The following is a 17,705-nucleotide window of genomic DNA, read 5'->3' as shown; positions in this document are numbered from 1 at the left end:
CCACACCGGCCGCCGGGTCTGGACGTCCTGAGCTGCGTCGTGATACACCTTGTATCGTGAACGAAGCGACGGTGTCTCAGGACGTCCTGGCCGCGGCGAAGCGGCTGGCCGAGCGGCAGGAGCTCGGCGGCGCGTCGATGGCGGACATCGCCAAGGAGGCCGGCATCACCCGCGTCACGCTGTACCGGCGCGGTGAGACGCGCACGGCGATCCTGGTCGCGCTGCGCGACGAGCTGGCTCGCGAGGAGCGCGAGCGGCTGCTCCCGGTCCTCGCCGGCCCCGGCGACGCCCGCGCCCGGCTGACCGCGGCGTTCGAAGTCTTCTGCGCGGTCACCGACGAACGGTCCGAGCTGATGGCCGGGCTCGACGATCCGACGCTGAACGCGATCTACCACGATCCCGGCGACGAGTCGCTCACTCGCACCGAGTTCACCGCCCCCATCGTCCGGCTGCTGCGCGACGGCGCGCTGGACGGCTCGCTGCGTCCGGCCGCCGATCCCGAGGAGACCGCGACCGTGCTGTACGTCCAGGTCTGCGAGACCTATCGGCACCTGCGCCGCGAACACCGCTGGTCGGCGCGGCGCGCCACCGACGCCGTCCTCGACCTCACGCTGCACGGGCTGCTGCCATGAGCGCCGTGGCCACCGTGCTCGAGCGGGTCATCCCCGGCCAGGGCGTCGACCGCGGCCGGGTCGCCCGGCTGACGGTCGCGCACGCCGGCGCCGACCTGTTCCAGGCCGCCGTCCCCGCCCTGATCCCGTTCTTCGTCGCCGAGCGCGGCATGACCTACGCCGACGCCGGGCTGCTGGTGCTGGCCGGCAGTCTCGCGTCGTCGGTGATGCAGCCGCTGGCCGGCGTGGTCGGCGACCGCGTCCGGGCCGCCTGGCTGCAGCCGCTGGGGCTGGCGCTGGCCGGCGGCGGGCTGCTCGCGGCGACCATGCTCGACTCGTTCGCCGCCATCGCGGTCGCGCTGCTGCTCGGCGGCCTCGGCGTCGCGATCTTCCACCCGGAGGCGTTCCGCGCCACTCGCGCCGCTGCGGCCGCCAGCCCGGGCGCCGCGCTCGGCGTCTTCGCGCTCGGCGGCAACATCGGCTTCGCCCTGGGCCCGTCGCTGGTCGTGCCGCTGGGTGCGGCGTACGGCATCGAGGCGGCCGGCGCGGTCGCCGTCATCCCGCTGCTCGGCGCCCTGCTGCTGGGCCGCGGGGTCCCCTCCGACCTGGCCGAGCCCGACCCGGCCTCAGCCGGTGCGTGGCCGGTCCGCAGCGACTGGCGCACGTTCGGCTTCGCGACGCTCGGCGCGACGGCGGCCGCGGGCGTGCTGTTCGGGCTGATGGCGTTCGCGCCGGTGTGGTTCGACGAGACGCTGGGCGCGGGCGTGGGCCTTGGCAGCGCAGCGGTCACCGGCATGCTGCTGGCCGGAGCCGCCGGGACGTACCTGGCCGGCACGCTCGGCGACCGCCACGGACGACGGCCGGTCGTGCTGGTGTCCGTGCTGGCGCTGGTCCCGCTGTCGGCCGTGCTGCCACTGACCGGGCCACTGCCGGCCGTGCTGCTGCTGATCGTGATCGGCCTGGTGCTGGAAGGGATCTTCTACCCGCTGGTCATCGTCGCGCAGGACGGCCTGCCGCGGCACGCCGGACTGGCCGCGGGCATGGCGCTCGGGCTCAGCGTCGGCGTCGCCGCCGGCACCACCAGCCTGCTCGGCGTCCTCGTCGACGCCGATGGCCCGGTCGCCGCGCTCTGGGGTTGCGCCGTCATGGCGGTGGTCGCGCTCGGCGCCGGCGCACTCGCCGTCCGCCCGCGCCCGCTCCCATGATCATCAATGATCCAACCCCTCAGGAGTGGTTGGATCATTGATGATCATGGTGCGTTGCGGCCGGTCCAGGCCAGCAGGTCGTCGACCGGCCAGGTGTTGACGATCTTCTCGACCGGCACCCCGCAGGCGGCCGCGCGCTCGCACCCGTACGGCTGCCAGTCCAGCTGGCCGGGCGCGTGCGCGTCGGTGTCGAGCGCGAACGAGCAGCCCGCCTCGACGGCCAGCCGCAGCAGCCGCTTGGGCGGGTCGAGCCGCTCCGGCCGCGAGTTGATCTCGACGGCGACGCCGAACCGCTCGCACGCCGCGAAGACGAGCTCCGGGTCGAACGTCGACTCGGGCCGGGTGCCGCGGTTGCCGGTGATCAGCCGGCCGGTGCAGTGCCCGAGCACGTCGACGTGCGGGTTGGCGATGGCGGTGACCATGCGCTCGGTCAGCTCGTCCGACGCCATGCGCAGCTTCGAGTGCACGCTCGCCACGACGACGTCGAGCCGGCCGAGCAGCTCGTCGGTCTGGTCGAGCGAGCCGTCCTCGTTGATGTCGACCTCGATGCCGGTGAGGATCCGGATACCGTCGCTCCTGTCGTTCAGCTCCGCCACGACGTCCAGCTGCTCGCGCAGCCGCTGCGGCGACAGGCCGTTCGCGACCGTGAGCCGCGGCGAGTGGTCCGTCAGCGCGACGTACGCGTGCCCCAGCTCGGCGGCGGCCCGGACCATCTCGTGGATCGGGCTGCCGCCGTCGGACCAGTCGGAGTGGGTGTGCAGGTCGCCGCGCAGCGCCGCCCGGATCTCCGCGCCGCCCTCGGCGACCGGCCGCCCGCCGGTGGCCTCCAGCCGGCGCAGGTACACCGGGACCTCGCCGGCCAGCGCCTCGGTGATGACGGTCGAGGTCACCTTGCCGATGCCGGGCAGCTCGGTCAGCGTGCCGGCCTCGACGCGGTCGACCAGCTCGGCCATCCCGATGGAGTCGACGGTCTCGGCCGCGGTCCGGAACGCACGCACGCGGTACGTCGGTTCGCGGGCCCGCTCCAGCAGGAACGCGATGCGCCGCATGAGGTCGCCGGGTGTGGGGTCGGCAGTCACGGACCCAGTGTCTCCCGGGCGGCCCCGCGCCGGCTTGACCCCGACGCGACGTCATGGTTTTCGCTGGACCCATGAAGCTGATCCCGGTCGCGTACCTCGCGTCGTACACGCTGAGTCTGCTCGGCAACTCCATCGCCGGTGTCGCGCTGCCGCTGATCGTGCTGCAGGTCACCGGCAGCGCGCTCGGCGCGGGCTGGGTCGCGGCCGCGACGGCGGTGCCCGCGGTCCTCGCCGGCCTGTTCATGGGCGTCGTGATCGACCGGATCAACCGGCGCACGTCGTCGATCGTCACCGACCTGGTCTCCGCCGGGGCGGTCGCCGCGCTCCCCGTCGTCGACGCGGTCACGGGACTGGAGCTCGGCTGGTTCGTGCTGTTCGGCATCATCGGCTCGCTCGGCGACGTGCCCGGGATGACGGCGCGCGACGCGCTGCTGCCGGCGATCGTGCGACACAGCGGCGTCAGCGCCGAACGGCTCATGGGCACCCGCGAGGGACTGGGCGCCGTCGCCCTCCTCGCCGGGCCCGCCGCCGCCGGGACGCTGATGGCGGTGTTCGACGGGTCCACCGTGCTGTGGATCACCGCGGCGACGTCGCTGGGCGCGGCGCTGATCACGTTGCTCATCCCGCACCGGGTCGGCGTCATCGACACCGCGGTGGCAGCCGCGCCGACCGGCTCGTCGTGGCGGCAGTTCACGGACGGCTGGCGGGTCCTGGCCGGGAGCCGGTTCCTCGCGACCGTCACGCTGATCGCCGTCGTGTCGGTGTTCGTCCTGGCGGGGCTGCAAGGGCTCGTCCTGCCGGTGTACTTCCTCGACGCCGGGCGTCCGGAGCAGGTCGGGTTCGTCCTCACCGCGATCGCCGCGGGCATGCTGCTCGGCGCCGGCACCTACGCTGCCGCCGGCCCGCGCGTATCGCGGCGCTTCTGGCTGCTCACCGGCATCGCCGGGACGACCGCCGGGTTCGCCGTCGTCGCCGGCCTGGTCGCACCGTGGGCGGTGTTCGCGGGCGCGTTCCTCGTCGGAGCGTTCAGCGGGCTCAGCTCCAGCCTGCTCGGCGTTCTGATGATCGAGCGGGTGCCGGAGGCGTTCCGCGGCCGGGTCATGGGGACGCAGAACGCGATCACGACGGCCGCGCCGCCGGCCGGGATCATGCTCGCCGCGGTGCTCACCGAGTACGGCTCGGTGCGCGTGGCGGCCATCGCGGTCACGGTGGTGTGGACGGTGACGGCGATCGTCGCACTGCGCTCGCGAGCGCTGCGTACCGTGGACTCCGTGACCGCACCGGCCGAGGAGGTGCCCGCGAGTGCGCAGTAGTGAGCTGGCCGCGCTGGCCGGCGTCACCGTCCGGACGCTGCGGCACTACCACCAGGTCGGGGTGCTCGACGAGCCGCCGCGGTCGGCCAACGGCTACCGCTCGTACGACGTCCACCACCTGATCCGGCTGCTGCGGATCAAACGGCTGACGGCGCTCGGGTTCCCGCTGTCCGCGCTGCCGGACCTGCTCGACCAGCCCGGCGCCGACGCCGTCGCGCTGCTCGACCAGCTCGACGACGAGCTGGCGGCCGCGATCCGGCGGCTGGAGGCGCGGCGCGCCATCGTCGCCGAGCTGCGGCGCGACCGTGCGGCGCCCGACCTGCCGCACGAGCTGGCCCGCTACCTCACGGCGTCGGGGGCGGGCGAGGTGGCGCCCGGGCTGGCGCGCATCGACCGCGAGCAGGCGATCCTCATCGCCCATCTCGTGGGCGACGCGAAGCTGCCGCAGCTGGCCCGGCTGTACGAGCGGATGGCCGACCCCGACGTCATCGCCGCGAGCAGGGCGCTCTACGTACGCATCGACGAGCTGGGCCCGGACAGCGGCGACGCCGAGATCGAGCGGCTGGCCGACGACCTGGCCGCGCTGGTGGCGCCGATGCTGGCGGACGTCCAGGCAGCGGGCGACGACGATCTCGACCTCGGTGCGCTGGCGCCGTTGCTGTCCGCGTACACCGACGACATGCTCAACGAGTCGCAGCGGCGGGCGCTGGCACTGGTGGAGGAGCGACTCAGCGCACTGGTGTGAACGCCGCGGCGAGGGCCTCGGCCAGGCGCCGCGCCGTCGAGCCGTCGGGCTCGCCGTGGTCGGGGTTGAACTCGGTGAGCACCAGGCCGGCGAACCCCGGGTGCCGCACCATGACCGTCACCGCGCTCATGACCTGGGCGAGCGTGAGGCCGCGGTACTGCGGGACGTCGGCGGCCGGGAGGTCGAGGAAGTTCACGACGTCGACGTCGAGGTGGACGATGAACCGCGTCGTCACGGACGTGACGGCGTCGAGCGCCAGCCGGGCGGCGGCCTGCGGGTCGGGCGCCACCGACGCGACCGGGAACCGCCAGCTGGGGACCCGTCCGTGCACGTCCTCTTCGTCGTCGGCGTAGCCGAAAAAGCACACCTGGTCGGCCGTGAGCAGCGGCCTCCGCGGACCGAAGCCGCTGAGGGCGGGCGCGGTGCCGGGAAGATCGAGCAGGTGCGCGACCCCCATGCCGTCGGCGATCGGCTCGTCCGGATGATCGGCGGGCGTCTGGAGGTCCTGCCCTCCGTCGACGTACACGAGGCCGACCTCGTGCCCGGCGGCGGCGAACGCGCTGACGACGGCGATGGTCAGCGTGCACTCCCCGCCCACGACGACCGGCGTGTGGTCGTCGGCCAGGATCTGTGTGACGGCCGCCCGGGTGTCGTCGAGCACCTCCAGCACGCCGTCGAGATTGTTCGGTCCGCCGTCGGCCGCGGGGCGTGCCGTCCACCGGCGGACCGGGCGGTCGCCGTGGTCGTGGAGATCGTTGCCGGACCGCTCGAGCAGCTCGACCAGCCCGGCGGCCCGCAGCGCGGCCGGCGCACGCTCCTGGCCCGGCCAGTGGGCGGCAGCACTCGACGGCACGCCGAGGATTCCGAGCGTCGTCATGGCGTCAGTCCCGTCCCTGCCAGGTGCAGATGCAGATCTCGTTGCCCTCGGCGTCGGCGAGCACCCAGAACGCCGGCGCCCGTCCGTCGTTGACCAGCCGTCCGCCGGCGTCGAGCGCCGCCGCCAGCCGCCGGCGCGCTTCGTCGTGTGGGACGCTGATGTCGAGATGGATGCGGTTGCGCTGCGGCCGCGGCGCGTCCATCTGCTGGAACCAGACCGCGGGCCCCTGCCCGAGCGGGTCGACCAGCGCATCGGCGGGACCGTCGGGTCCGGGCTCGTCGGCGTAGGCGAGCACCGCCTTCCAGAACGGCCGCACCGCCGGGATGTCGAGCGCGTCGATGGCGATCTCGAGGGCCTGCTCGGACCGCGACGGCCCGCCGACCGCCGGATCGACGTCGTGCCCGGCGGACCGCAGCGCCGTGGTGATGCGGCCGGCGGCGTCGACGTCCGTGCTGGTGACGTTGGCCAGGGCGGCGTCCTGAAGGCTGAGCAGCACGCGGCCGGGCCGCAGGTCGACCAGCAGGTGGGCGTCGGCCGGGCCGGCCGCGCGTACCGCCGTCGCCGTGACGTCGACCGCCTCGGCCGAGGACCCCACCGCGACGCGGGTGTGGAACCGCGCCAGGAGATAGCGCCAGCCCAGCCGCTCGACGGCGGCCGACGCCTCCGGACGGCGCAGCGGCCGCGCTGTGTCCTCGCCCATGCCGGCCATGCTCGCACGCGGGTCCGACAGTCTGGGCGCAGACCGTGAGAAGGTCCGAGCGTGCACTATCCGCTGACACCCGCTCGTCGCGACGCCGTGCTGCACGGGTTGACCGTGATCTGCGGGCGACGACCGGTCGTCGTGGCGGCGGACGGCGTCGGCCACGACTGGGCGCCGGTGACGCGGCTGGTGTTCGATCGGGAGCTGCCCGGGCTGGGCGCCGATGATCGCGCGGCCCGCTCGATCATCGTGAAGACGAGGCGAGTGGACGGTGCGGGGCACGGCGGCCCCGCCTACCTGAGGCGCGAGGTCGCCGCGTTGCGGACGCTCGGGCGAAGCCGGGTCGCCGCGCGCGTGATCCTCGTCGACGACGAGGCCGGTGTCGTCGTGCAGTCCGACCTCGGGAGCCGGCCGACGCTGGAGCAGGTGCTCCTCGGCGACGACCGGGAACGCGCGGCCTCGGCGATGGTGGAGTACGGCCGGGCGGTCGGGCGGCTCCATGCGAGCACCCTCGGGCGCCGCCTCGATCACGAGGCCGCGCTGGCCGAGTTCGGGCCGGCCGATGTGACGACCGGCGGCGGCTCCGGGACCCGCGGCACGCGCCACTGGTCCGTCGTCGAGGACGCCTGCACGGACCTCGGCCTCCCCGACGCCAGGATCGCGCGGGACGACCTCGCGCTCGTCCGCTCACACCTCGACGACCCCGGCGCCTACGCGGCTCTGGTGCATGACGACCTCAACCCGACCAACGCACTCGTCACCGAGCACGGCGTGCGACTCGTCGACTTCGAAGGCAGCCGATACGGGCACATCGGCTTCGACGTCTCGTTCCTGCACTACCCGTTTCCTCACCACAGCCCGAACTGGTCCGTCCTGCCGGTCGACGTGGTCGACGACGCCGACCGCGCGTATCGGGACGTGCTCGCGGAATCGCTCCCGGTGGATGCGCTGCCGGCGTACGACGAGATGCTCGCGGTCGGCGCGGCCACCGCGCTCGCCGGCCGGGTGACCCGTCTTCCACTGATCGCGAGCCCGGACCAGCCGGCGTACGACAGCTGGCGGCGGCGCGCTCAGCTGGTCCAGCAGCTCGGGGTGTTCCGGCGCCTCGCCGCTCGGGCCGGCATCCTGCCGGATCTCGCGCACTGGTCCACCGAGCTGGCCGAGGCGATGGTGATCCGCTGGCCGGACGCCGGTGCGCCGCCGCCTCGCCTCTATCCGGCGTTCGCCGGGACACCCTCGGCGGCCGCGTCCACCGGCTGACCGGGCCGGGCCGGCCGGGCGGGGCGACCGTGCCGGGCCGACCGTGCCGCCCTCACGCGGTCGCCGCAACGTCGTCCTCGTCGGCGGCACCGCCGACGGCACCACGGACGGCGGCCGCCAGATCGGTGCGGAGCGCGAATCGCACGAACGCGGCGAGCACGATCACCGCGAGCACCGTCGCCGCGGCGAACGCCGTCCGCAGCCCCCACACCTCGGCGATGACGCCGGCGAGGGCGGCGCTGACCGGGATGACGCCCCAGCTGATCATCCGCGACGCCGAGTAGATGCGGCCGAGGAGTTCCGGCGGCGACAGGTTCTGCCGGATCGTCCCCGCGAGGATGCGCCAGATGCTCGACCCCGCCCCGGCGACGACGGCGCCGCCCGCCACCACCCAGATGCCGGCGCCGAACGCGACCGGCTCGACGAACAACACCGTCCCGACGGCGTCGGCGATCATCAGGCGGGTGGTGCCGACCCACCGGCGCAGCGGCTCGACCAGCACCGACGCGACGATCCCGCCGACGGCCATGGCGGTCAGCAGCAGCCCGTACTGAGCGGCCGTCAACCCCAGCGGCCCCGGTTCGACGACGTACACGACGAGCAGCGCGGTCGCCACCGCCCAGACGACGTTCATGGCGGCCGTGAACAACGTCAGCGTCCGCACGACCGGCTGCCGCCAGAGGAACCGGAACCCGGCGGCCACACCACCGGCCGCAACCCCACCACCGGCGGTCGCGCCGGGCTCGCACACGGCGGTCGGCGCGGCGCGGGGCAGCGTCATCATGAGCACCCCGCCGACGGCGAGGACGTAGAGCGCGGCGCTGGCACCGGTCGCCAGGGCCAGCGTCGTGCCGGCGAGCAGACCGGCGAGCGGCGGCCCGGCCAGCTGGTTGGTCACGTTGATGGTCGCCTCGATGCGCGCGTTCGCCCGGCTGCGCCCGGCCGGCTCGACGACCAGTGGGATGGTCGCGGTCAGCGCGGTGTCGACGAGGGTCTCGGCGACGCCGAGCAGCACGGCCGCGACGAGGATCAGCGGCAGCGTCAGCGCATCGGCGAGGAACGCGGCCGTGACGCCGCCGAGCACCAGGCCGCGCACCGCGTTCACGGTGCTCAGCAACGCCCGCCGATCCACGCGGTCGACGATCCAGCCGGCGTGCAGCCCGAACACCGGCCACGCCAGGGTGAGTGCCGCCGTCACCGCCGCGACGCCGCCTGCGGACGCGCCGACGGCGATCGCCAGCAATGGCAGCACGAACAGCCCCATGCCGTCGCCGAGGTTCGCCGCCCCCGTCCCGAACCACAGCCCGTTGAACGACCGGCCCAACGGCACCGGCAACACCCGCATCGGATTCTCACCCTTCATCGGCGTTTCACTGGTTGCAGTCTCGACGCCGAGCGTCTTACCTGTCAACGCCTGATGAACGGTGAGATAGCCTGGGCCACATGACCGACGTCGAACTGGTCGGCAACGCGCTCTGCCTCGACTTCGCCAATACCGTCAACGCGCGGCCGGTCGCCCGTCGCGACTGGTTGGCGTCGCCCGCGGAGGTCGTGACCTGGGCGCGCGCCGTCGGACACCCCGTCGACGACGATCCGAGCCTGCGGTTCACCCTCCCCGTGGCCCGTGACCTGCGCGAGACCGTGTTCCGCGTGTTCCAGCCGCTGGCGCACGGCGACGCCCCCTCGCCCGACGACCTCGAACTCATCCATACGGTGCACGCGGAAGGGATCGCGCAGGCCCGGTTCGTGGAGGACGGCGCGACGTTCCGGCTCTCCTGGGCGGAGCCAGAGAGCCTGCGGGTGCTGCTCTGGGAGGTCGCCACCTCGGCCGCTGGGCTGCTCACCCGGGGACCGCTGCACCGCCTCGGCGACTGCCCTTCGTGCCACTGGCTGTTCCTCGACACCAGCAAGAACGGCCGGCGCCGGTGGTGCAGCATGATCACGTGCGGCAGCCGCGACAAGTCCCGCCGCTACTACGCGGCTCACGGCGATCGCGCCGAGACCGAGTGACGGCGAGGGCGCGTTTTCGAGCAGGACAGGAGACGTGGTCATGGGCCGGCGGTCGCATGCCGGCCCATGACCACGGGGGTCGGAACCCGCTGTTACCGAATCACGGCCGCGACTTGTGGAACTCGCGGCGGCACTCCTTGAGATCGACGGTGATGCTCTCGCCGAGGTCGACGTTGACCGGCACGGTTTCGAGAACGGTGCCGTCGGGGCGTTCGCAGGTGAGGATCCACGGCTCCTCGTAGAACCCGGTCTGGAACCCGTGCACCCCGTCCTCCTGGTAGGCCGGGATCGGCCGGTACGACGGGTTCACGGCCCATTCGAACTTGCCGTTGCGGCCGAGCGTGAGATCCGACGTCAGCGTGGTGGTGAACGACGACGGGCGGGTGGCGCCGTCGGACTGGAGGTAGGGGCTGGTGTACATGTCGAACGCCTTGGTGATGCGCAGCACGGCACCCTTCGGGCCCTTGCCCTCGATGACGGCGTACTGGGCGGGGTCGGCGGCCGTCTCGAGCATGGTCAGCATGGCCTCGCGGTGCTCGTCGTACACGTCGAGGACCTGGGTCTCGTACGTGCGCGCCACACCGGCGTCGGGGCAGGTCTCGGTCGTGAGGGCGAGGCCGCGGGTGGCGTAGTAGGCCCAGTCGATCGCCTCGCCGGTGGTCTCGTAGTCCTCGGCCGACGGCAGCGCGTCGTAGCCGGGGCCATAGATCGACGCCACCTCGGAGGCGAGGGAGTGCAGCCGGTCGACATCCTGAGCGGGGCCGGCGGCCAGCTGCAACGGCGGGTACAACACGACCTGGATGCACGTGTGCTGGGTGTTGAAGACGACCGCCTGCCGGGTCGACAGCAGCCACTCGATGTTGCGGGTCTCCGGCTCCGACCACGCGGCGGCGCCACCGGTGGAGATCGGCAACCAGCCCATGCCGTAGTTGCGGTTCATGTCGGTGTTGGTGTCGGTCTGCCGCCGGCCGCGCACGAACCCGTCGACGTTGACGATGGGCACGACGACGACGCGGGCGTTGTCGAGCAGTCGCGTGACGTGACGGTCGCCGGCGGCGGCCCGCTGGACGAGGTCGATGGCGAACTCCATGGTCAGCTCGCCGCTCGGGAACTCGTTGCCGTGGTGCATGCCGACGTCGACGAAGACCGGCTTGCCGTCGTCGGCGTTGACGTCGGTACTGATCTCGACGCCGCGGACGGTGCGCCCGGACGTCGTCGGGTAGGGCAGCGTGATCGGCTTGACCAGGTCGGGGTGGTCGGCGACCAGTTCCGCCATGTCGGCCTCGTAGTCGGCCAGCGTCCGGTAGGCGGTGTTGCCGCTGGGCAACTCGGCGTCGGCCGCGACAGACGGGGCCGACGGCGACGCCGCGCCCACGGCGGCCGGGACGGCGACCGCGGGAACCGCCAGGACGGCGGCCGCGGCCAGCAGGACGGTGCGGCGACTCGAACGGGAGTGATCAGTACGTCTCATGAACGCATTCCTCCGCAGAACCGGCAGTGGGGGCAGGACCAGTCAAGATCGGCCGATCCGCGCCGAGGTTATCGCTTGGTTACGTTTGATACGAGAGATGTGGCATGTCACGTTGCGGCGGTAGAGTCCGGACCCAGCACTACCGTCGCGCCATGTCCGAGCCCGAGGCGCCGACCCCGCCGGCCGCGCGCGACCCGTACGCGACGCCGTACGCGACACCGGCCGCGACGCCACCCTCGTACGCCGAGCACCGTGCCACGATCGCGCAGCAGCCGCCCCCGCAGTACGGCACCTACGGCGGCCGGCCGTACGGACCGCCGAGCCCCTGGCCGGTCCAGCCGCAACCGGAACGCAGGCCGGGCACGAACGGCATGGCCATCGCGGCGCTGATCTTCGGACTCATCGGCGGCATCCCACTGGCCATCGTCTTCGGCGTCATCGCGCTCGGCCAGACGTCCAACGACCGGCAGCAGGGCCGCGGGCTGGCCGTCGCCGGGCTGATCGGCGCCGGCCTCTGGCTGCTGGTCCTCGTGGGGGCGGGCGTCCACGCCATGGTCACCGAGCCGGAGCGCGACGACACCGGCCAGATCACCGACGAGGGCTCGTTGTCGACCTACGACGTCGAGATCGGCGACTGCCTGAACGGCCTGCGCGACGTCGAGGACGCCTCCAGCGTCACCTCGCTGCCCGCCGTCCCGTGCACCGAGGCGCACGAGGGCGAGGTGTTCGCGTCGTTCGAGCTCGCTGCGGGCGACTACCCCGGACTCGACGGCATCACCGCGCAGGCCGACGCGCGGTGCGCCGCGGCACTGCTGACCTACTCGCCGAGAGCGTACGAGAACCCCGAAATCGGCCTGTCCTACCTGTACCCGCAGCAACCGAGCTGGCCCCGCGACCGCGAAGTGGTGTGCATCGCCGTCGCCGTCGAGGGCACGCTCACCGGGAGTCTCGCGAACCAGCCGGGGGTCTGACGGAGCTACTTGCGGTCTGAGTTAGGTTAGGCAAACCTAGTTGACTGCAGATCATTCTCCGTGAAAGGACCGCGCCCGTGGCGTACCACGAGGGTGTCAGGCTCGCCGAACCGCCGGCAACCGGAACCGCCGAAACCGCCGACGACCTGCTCGAACGCCAGCGCCTCCGAGAATCCTCGGCGCGCTCCTATCCGCGCCGCCTCCCGATCGCCCTGGTCGCCGGGCAGGCGAGCACCGTCCGCGACCGCCAGGGCCGCGAGTACCTCGACTGCCTCGCCGGTGCCGGCGCTCTGGCGCTCGGCCACCACCACCCGGTCGTCGACCAGGCGTTGCGCGAGGTACTCGACGAGGGCACGCCGCTGTCGACGCTGGACCTGCCGACACCGGTCCGCGACCGGTTCGTCGAGCAGCTGTTCGCCGTGCTGCCGGAGCCGCTGCGCGACGGCCGCATCCTGTTCTGCGGGCCGACCGGCGCCGACGCGGTCGAGGCCGCGGTCAAGCTGGCCCGCACCGCCACCGGCCGGTCCGGGCTGATCGCGTTCGGCGGCGCCTACCACGGCATGACGCAGGGCACGCTCGCGCTCACCGGCCGCAAGGCGGTCAAGGAGCCGCTGGGCACGCTCCTCCCCGACGTCCACCACCTGCCGTTCCCGACGGCGTTCCGGTCGCCGTTCGGCTTGGACGACGGCGCCGCGATGGCCGGCCGCCTGGTCGAGTGGGCGCTGACGGACGACCTCAGCGGCATCGCGACGCCGGCCGCCGTCATCGCCGAGCCGGTGCAGGGCGAGGGCGGCGTGCAGCCGATGCCGGCCGCGTTCGCGGGCACGCTCCGCCAGGCCACGCGCACGACGGGCACCGTCCTCATCGCCGACGAGGTGCAGACCGGCCTCGGCCGCACCGGCGACCTGTGGGCGAGCGACGCGATCGGGCTGGACCCCGACGTGCTGGTGCTGTCGAAGGCGATCGGCGGCGGGCTGCCGCTGGCGGTGATCATCCACCGCGGCGAGCTGGACGGCTGGCAGCCGGGCGCGCACGCGGGCACGTTCCGCGGGCAGACGCTCGCGCTGGCGGCGGGCGCGGCGACGATCCGCGAGGTGGTCCGCGCCGGACTGGCGCAGCGGGCCCGCGAGGCCGGCCGCCGGCTGACGGAGGGACTGCTCGCGGTGGCGGCCGACGATCCGCGGGTCGGGCACGTCCGCGGCCGCGGCCTGATGGTCGGCGCCGAGCTGGTCGACCCGGGCGTGGCCGACGCCGACGGGGTCCCGGTGCCGGACGGTTGGCTGGCCGGCAAGGTGCAGAGCGAGATGCTGCGCCGCGGCGTCATCGTCGAGGTCGGGGGCAGCCACGACGCCGTCGTCCGGTTCCTGCCGCCGCTGGTCGTCACCGACGAGGAGCTGGACCGGGTGGTCGAGGCGTTCGGCGCAGCGCTGCGGGCCGTCCGCGCGGACGAGGAGGCGGGGCGGTGACCGGGCCGCTGTTCCTCGACGGCAGCCCGGCGGCGCACGACGCGTTGCGGGCGGCCGTCGCCGAGGTGCTCACCGTCCTGGCCTCCGCCGACGGCCCGCCCGGCGAGCACCGCCCGTTCCCGTCCGCCGGCCCGGCGCGGCTTCGCGAGATCGCGGACGCGATCGAGCCGCTGCCGGACGAGGCGGAGCCGCTCGGCGAGGTGCTCGCCGACGTCGGCCGGACGGTGCTGGCGCACGGCGCGCGGGTCACCGATCCGTGGTGCGCCGCCCACCTGCACCCGCCGACGCTGCTGACGGCGGCCGCGACCGAGCTGGCGATCGCCGCGACGAACCAGTCGATGGACTCCTACGACCAGGCGCCCATGGCGACGTACGTCGAGGACCGGCTGGTCGGCCGGCTCAACGCGCTGATCGGGCTGCCCGAGGGCGGATCCGGTGTGCTGACCTCCGGCGGGACGGCGTCCAACCTGCTGGGGCTGCTGCTCGCCCGGGACCACGCGGCCGGCGGGGCGAACCTCAGCGGGCTCCCGCCCGGCGCCGCCCGCTGGCGCATTCTCGCGTCGGCCGGGGCGCACGTCAGCGTCCGGCAGGCCGCCGCGGTGCTGGGGCTGGGCCGCGACGCCGTCGTCGCCGTCACCACCGACGACGACGGCCGCATGGACGTCGCCGCCCTGGACCGGACGCTGGCCCAGCTCGCCCAGACCGGCGGCGTGCCGATCGCCGTCGTCGGGACCGCCGGCACCACCGACACCGGCGCCATCGATCCGCTCACGGCGTTGGCCGACCGCGCGGCCGCCGCCGGCGCCTGGTTCCACGTCGACGCCGCCGTCGGGTCGGCCCTGGTGCTCAGCGACCGGTTGCGGCCGCTGGTGGCCGGGCTGGAGCGGGCCGACTCGATCACGGCCGACCTGCACAAGCTCTGGTGGCAGCCGATCGGCGCGAGCGCCCTCCTGGTCCGCGACGCCGACGCGCTGGGCAGCGTCCGCGAGCCGGCCGACTACCTCAACCGCACCGAGGACGACGACGTGCTCAACCTCGTCGACCGGTCGCTGGACACGTCGCGCCGGTTCGACGCGCTGAAGATCCTGGTGTCGCTGCGGGCGACCGGCCGGCGCCGGCTGGCCGGCCTGGTCGAGCACCTGGTCGACCTCGCGGCGAAGGCCGGCGAGGCGGTCCGCCGCCGCCCCGACCTGGAGCTGCTGGCGCCACCGCAGACGGTCACCGTGCTGTTCCGCTGCCGCCCCGACGGCGTCGACGCGGACCGGCTGGACGCGCTGAACGTCGACGTGCAGCGGCGGCTGCTGGCCTCCGGCCGGGCGGTCGTCGGGCGCACCCGGTACCGCGGCCGGGTCGCCCTGAAGCTCACCTTCACCAACCCGCTGACCAGCCACGACGATGTCGCCGCGCTGCTCGTCGCGGTGGGGGCCGAGGCGTCGGCCGGACTCGAGGAGGCGGCATGACCGGCCTGCTCGAGACCGCGGCCCCGACGCCCACCCAGGCCGCCGACGACGCGACGGCGCACGCCCTGCTGTCGTGCTGGCTGCGCGAGGTGCCGGGCTGGACGCTCGAGCCTGCCGGCGGGGCGCGCATCGTCATCCCGCTGCCGCAGTGGAACGCCCGCCTGATCGTCGGCGTCCGCCGGGTGTCGGCCACGTACCGGCACCAGCTGGAGCTGCCCGCGCTCGTCCAGATCGCCGGCGGCGAGCCACGGCCGGTCGGGCTCGCACACCTGGCCGTCCTGCTCGCCGACGCGCTGCCCGGCACCGGGCTGCGCACGGAACCGCTGCTCGCCCGGGTCCTGGACAGCGCCGCCGCGGTCGCCGGCTACCTCGACGGCCGAGCGCCGGAGATCGACCGGCTCTGGTCCGCCGAGCCGCTGCCGTTCGCCGAGACCGAGCAGGCGCTGCTGCTCGGCCACCTGGTCCACCCGACCCCGAAGAGCCGCGGCGAGCTGGGCGCCGTCGAGCGGCAGCGCTTCTCCCCCGAGACCGGCGGCCGGTTCGCGCTGCGCTGGCTGGCCGTCGACCGCGACCTGGTGCGGCACGGCAGCGCGCTGGACGTCCCGGCACCCGAGCTGGCCGCGGCGCTGCTGCGCGACGATCCCGCCGTCGACCAGGGGGCGCTGGCCGCCACCCGCGATGCCGTCGGCGGCGACCGGATCCTGCTGCCCGCGCACCCGTACGAGGCGGACCGGCTGGCCGCCGACCCGCTGACGGCCGACCTGTTCGACTCCGGCGCCGTCGTCGACCTCGGCGCGTGGGGCGCGCCCTTCCTGCCGACGACGTCGGTGCGGACGGTGTACCGCGCCGACGCGCCCTGGCAGCTGAAGTTCAGCCTGCACGTGCGCGTGACGAACTCGATGCGGGTGACACTGCCGAAGGAGCTGGACCGCGCCGTCGAGTCGGCGGCGCTCGCCCGCACCGTCATCGGCGACCGCACCCGCGCGGCCGCGCCGCACTTCGTCCTCGTCCAGGACCCCGCCTACCTGACGCTGGCCCGCGACGGCATGGTGCTGGACGGGTTCTCCGTCCTGCTGCGGGACAACCGCTGGACGGCGAGCGGCCCGCGCGACGTCAGCGCGCTCACCACGCTCTGCCAGGACCACCCGTACGGCGGCAGCAGCCGGCTGGCCGCGATCGTCGCGCACATCGCCGTCCGCGACCACCGCACCGAGGACGCCGTCGCCCGCGAGTGGTTCGGCCGGTTCTGCGACGTGGTGGTGCGCTCGCTGGTCCGGCTCTACCTCGACGTCGGGCTGTGCTTCGAGGCGCACCAGCAGAACACGCTGGTCGAACTGGAGGACGGCTGGCCGGTGCGCGGCGTGTACCGCGACAGCCAGGGCTACTTCCACCGCGCGGCCGCGCACGGCGACCTGGTCGACGTCGTGCCCGGGCTGGGCGAGGTCACCGAGTCGATCTTCCCCGAGGAGCTGGCCGACGAGCGGCTGGTCTACTACCTGTTCGTCAACCTCACCCTCGGCGTGATCAACGCGCTCGGCCCGAGCGTCGACGAGAACGTGCTGCTGGGCGACCTGCGCCGGGTGCTGACGGAGGAACGGTCGCGCGGCGGGCGGTACCCGGCCACGCTGCTGGACCGGCTGCTCGACGACGAGCGCTGGCCGTGCAAGGCGAACCTGCTGACCCGGGCGCACGACATGGACGAACTGGTCGGCGACATCTCGACCCAGTCGGTGTACGTGACGCTGCCGAATCCGCTGCTGGGGGTGGGGGCATGACCTGGTCCGTCACGTTGCCGGACGCCACGGTGGAGCTGACGTTCGCGCCGGTCCGGCCGGACGAGGACGGCGAGCTGGTGCACGACTGGATGAACCGGTCGCACGTCGTGCCGTGGTGGCAGCTGGGCGTCTCGCCGGCGGCGATCCGCGCCTACCTGGCCGGGCTCACGCACCTGCGGCCGTGGCTGGTGTCGGCGCACGGCGTCGCGTTCGGCTACGTCGAGACGTACGCCGTCCCCGAGGACCCGCTGGCCGGCTACTACCCCGCGCGTCCGGACGACCAGGGCTTCCACCTGCTGGTCGGGCCGCTGTCGATGCTCGGCACCGGGGTGCCGCGGCTGATGGGCCGGGCCGTGCTCGCCTGGCTGCTGAACCGCGGCGGCCGCGCTGTCTGCGAGCCGGACGTGCGCAACGGGCGGATGCTGGCCTACTGCGACCGGCTCGGGCTGACGTCGCTGGGCGAGGTCGACCTGCCGGAGAAGCGGGCGGCGGTGCTGGCCTGCGAGCGGGCTGCGTTCGACACGCGCTGGCCGGGCGACCGCGCGGCCGTGGCCGCGGGGGCGGGAGGGAGCACATGAGGCTCTTCGGCCGTTTCCGTGGGTACGTGTCAGCCCGAGGCGACGAGATCGCCGCCGCACCCGGCGTTGATCTTGGAGTTGTCGGGCCATCGACCGGACAATTCACGCCGCAGTTGCGCACTCACACCAAGATCACCACGGGAACGGATCCGGGTCGCCCATCCTCCGGGGTGGGAGGCGGCGG

At 73.9% G+C, this 17,705-nt stretch carries 16 protein-coding genes; 11 read left to right on the top strand and 5 right to left on the bottom strand.

The features are described from left to right. The first annotated feature begins 56 nt into the window (after window positions 1-56). Together DZA62_RS13890 and DZA62_RS13885 are read left to right on the top strand one after the other, a co-directional pair. A complete protein-coding gene (locus DZA62_RS13890) occupies window positions 57-632 on the top strand; it encodes a TetR/AcrR family transcriptional regulator (protein WP_198663729.1) in 576 nt (191 codons plus the stop codon). Next, entirely contained in the window at window positions 629-1,816 is a 1,188-nt protein-coding gene (locus tag DZA62_RS13885) for an MFS transporter (protein WP_116949463.1), read from the top strand. Before DZA62_RS13890 ends, DZA62_RS13885 begins: the two co-directional genes overlap by 4 nt. A 44-nt stretch (window positions 1,817-1,860) precedes the next feature. Here the strand turns inward: DZA62_RS13885 and DZA62_RS13880 are convergent, their stop codons facing one another. After that, complete coding sequence (locus DZA62_RS13880; protein WP_116949462.1) at window positions 1,861-2,865, bottom strand: PHP domain-containing protein; 1,005 nt, start codon at window positions 2,863-2,865, stop codon at window positions 1,861-1,863. Between the two features lie 101 nt (window positions 2,866-2,966). Here DZA62_RS13880 and DZA62_RS13875 point away from each other — a divergent pair, with 101 nt between their 5' ends. Continuing rightward, window positions 2,967-4,208 carry an MFS transporter gene (locus DZA62_RS13875; protein WP_116949461.1) on the top strand — a complete coding sequence of 414 codons (1,242 nt, stop codon included), beginning with the start codon at window positions 2,967-2,969 and terminating at the stop codon, window positions 4,206-4,208. Beyond that, entirely contained in the window at window positions 4,198-4,953 is a 756-nt protein-coding gene (locus tag DZA62_RS13870; protein ID WP_116949460.1) for a MerR family transcriptional regulator, read from the top strand. Before DZA62_RS13875 ends, DZA62_RS13870 begins: the two co-directional genes overlap by 11 nt. On the opposite strand, the gene DZA62_RS13865 is transcribed toward DZA62_RS13870, so the two are convergent. Next, entirely contained in the window at window positions 4,937-5,830 is an 894-nt protein-coding gene (locus DZA62_RS13865; protein WP_116949459.1) for an arginase family protein, read from the bottom strand. The genes DZA62_RS13870 and DZA62_RS13865 overlap by 17 nt on opposite strands. Before the next feature lie 4 nt (window positions 5,831-5,834). Beyond that, the gene (locus DZA62_RS13860; RefSeq protein WP_116949523.1) at window positions 5,835-6,530 is read right to left on the bottom strand and encodes a VOC family protein; all 696 of its coding nucleotides are present in this window, start codon (window positions 6,528-6,530) and stop codon (window positions 5,835-5,837) included. A gap of 60 nt (window positions 6,531-6,590) precedes the next feature. Between DZA62_RS13860 and DZA62_RS13855 the strand changes: the two genes are divergently transcribed. Continuing rightward, on the top strand, window positions 6,591-7,790 hold the full coding sequence (locus tag DZA62_RS13855) for a phosphotransferase family protein (RefSeq protein ID WP_116949458.1): 1,200 nt from the start codon (window positions 6,591-6,593) through the stop codon (window positions 7,788-7,790). Between the two features lie 52 nt (window positions 7,791-7,842). Here the strand turns inward: DZA62_RS13855 and DZA62_RS13850 are convergent, their stop codons facing one another. Then, entirely contained in the window at window positions 7,843-9,135 is a 1,293-nt protein-coding gene (locus DZA62_RS13850) for an MFS transporter (protein ID WP_157987671.1), read from the bottom strand. A 98-nt stretch (window positions 9,136-9,233) separates the two neighbouring features. Here DZA62_RS13850 and DZA62_RS36845 point away from each other — a divergent pair, with 98 nt between their 5' ends. Continuing rightward, window positions 9,234-9,800, top strand: a complete 567-nt coding sequence (locus tag DZA62_RS36845; protein ID WP_116949456.1) for a CGNR zinc finger domain-containing protein — start codon at window positions 9,234-9,236, stop codon at window positions 9,798-9,800. 100 nt (window positions 9,801-9,900) lie between these two features. Here DZA62_RS36845 and DZA62_RS13840 read toward each other — a convergent pair whose 3' ends face one another. Continuing rightward, a complete protein-coding gene (locus DZA62_RS13840) occupies window positions 9,901-11,271 on the bottom strand; it encodes a M14 family zinc carboxypeptidase (RefSeq protein WP_116949455.1) in 1,371 nt (456 codons plus the stop codon). Window positions 11,272-11,423: 152 nt separating this feature from the next. On the opposite strand from DZA62_RS13840, the gene DZA62_RS13835 reads away from it, so the two are divergent. From DZA62_RS13835 to DZA62_RS13815, 5 genes are all read left to right on the top strand, one after another. Further along, on the top strand, window positions 11,424-12,242 hold the full coding sequence (locus tag DZA62_RS13835) for a DUF4190 domain-containing protein (protein WP_116949454.1): 819 nt from the start codon (window positions 11,424-11,426) through the stop codon (window positions 12,240-12,242). Between the two features lie 77 nt (window positions 12,243-12,319). After that, window positions 12,320-13,708: a diaminobutyrate--2-oxoglutarate transaminase family protein gene (locus DZA62_RS13830; RefSeq protein ID WP_116949453.1), complete on the top strand. Its 1,389-nt coding sequence runs from the start codon at window positions 12,320-12,322 to the stop codon at window positions 13,706-13,708. Continuing rightward, on the top strand, window positions 13,705-15,168 hold the full coding sequence (locus DZA62_RS13825) for a pyridoxal phosphate-dependent decarboxylase family protein (RefSeq protein WP_116949452.1): 1,464 nt from the start codon (window positions 13,705-13,707) through the stop codon (window positions 15,166-15,168). The genes DZA62_RS13830 and DZA62_RS13825 overlap by 4 nt, the downstream gene beginning before the upstream one ends. Beyond that, complete coding sequence (locus DZA62_RS13820; RefSeq protein WP_116949451.1) at window positions 15,165-16,943, top strand: IucA/IucC family protein; 1,779 nt, start codon at window positions 15,165-15,167, stop codon at window positions 16,941-16,943. The genes DZA62_RS13825 and DZA62_RS13820 overlap by 4 nt, the downstream gene beginning before the upstream one ends. Then, window positions 16,940-17,521, top strand: coding sequence for a GNAT family N-acetyltransferase (locus DZA62_RS13815; RefSeq protein WP_116949450.1), 582 nt, complete (start codon window positions 16,940-16,942; stop codon window positions 17,519-17,521). Before DZA62_RS13820 ends, DZA62_RS13815 begins: the two co-directional genes overlap by 4 nt. The last annotated feature ends 184 nt before the right edge of the window (window positions 17,522-17,705 follow it).

The organism is Jiangella endophytica, from assembly GCF_003427025.1.
GTDB lineage: Bacteria > Actinomycetota > Actinomycetes > Jiangellales > Jiangellaceae > Jiangella > Jiangella endophytica.
Note: the sequence above shows the minus strand (reverse complement) of the source record. Positions and strands in the feature narration are given on the sequence as shown.

What these genes read in the sequence shown, in the direction of transcription:
- DZA62_RS13885 (WP_116949463.1), top strand. Translation starts at nt 629, where the DNA reads ATGAGCGCCGTGGCCACCGTGCTCGAGCGGGTCATCCCCGGCCAGGGC.
- DZA62_RS13880 (WP_116949462.1), bottom strand. Translation starts at nt 2,865, where the DNA reads ATGCGGCGCATCGCGTTCCTGCTGGAGCGGGCCCGCGAACCGACGTAC.
- DZA62_RS13875 (WP_116949461.1), top strand. Translation starts at nt 2,967, where the DNA reads ATGAAGCTGATCCCGGTCGCGTACCTCGCGTCGTACACGCTGAGTCTG.
- DZA62_RS13865 (WP_116949459.1), bottom strand. Translation starts at nt 5,830, where the DNA reads ATGACGACGCTCGGAATCCTCGGCGTGCCGTCGAGTGCTGCCGCCCAC.
- DZA62_RS13860 (WP_116949523.1), bottom strand. Translation starts at nt 6,530, where the DNA reads ATGGGCGAGGACACAGCGCGGCCGCTGCGCCGTCCGGAGGCGTCGGCC.
- DZA62_RS13850 (WP_157987671.1), bottom strand. Translation starts at nt 9,135, where the DNA reads ATGCGGGTGTTGCCGGTGCCGTTGGGCCGGTCGTTCAACGGGCTGTGG.
- DZA62_RS36845 (WP_116949456.1), top strand. Translation starts at nt 9,234, where the DNA reads ATGACCGACGTCGAACTGGTCGGCAACGCGCTCTGCCTCGACTTCGCC.
- DZA62_RS13840 (WP_116949455.1), bottom strand. Translation starts at nt 11,271, where the DNA reads ATGAGACGTACTGATCACTCCCGTTCGAGTCGCCGCACCGTCCTGCTG.
- DZA62_RS13835 (WP_116949454.1), top strand. Translation starts at nt 11,424, where the DNA reads ATGTCCGAGCCCGAGGCGCCGACCCCGCCGGCCGCGCGCGACCCGTAC.
- DZA62_RS13820 (WP_116949451.1), top strand. Translation starts at nt 15,165, where the DNA reads ATGACCGGCCTGCTCGAGACCGCGGCCCCGACGCCCACCCAGGCCGCC.
- DZA62_RS13815 (WP_116949450.1), top strand. Translation starts at nt 16,940, where the DNA reads ATGACCTGGTCCGTCACGTTGCCGGACGCCACGGTGGAGCTGACGTTC.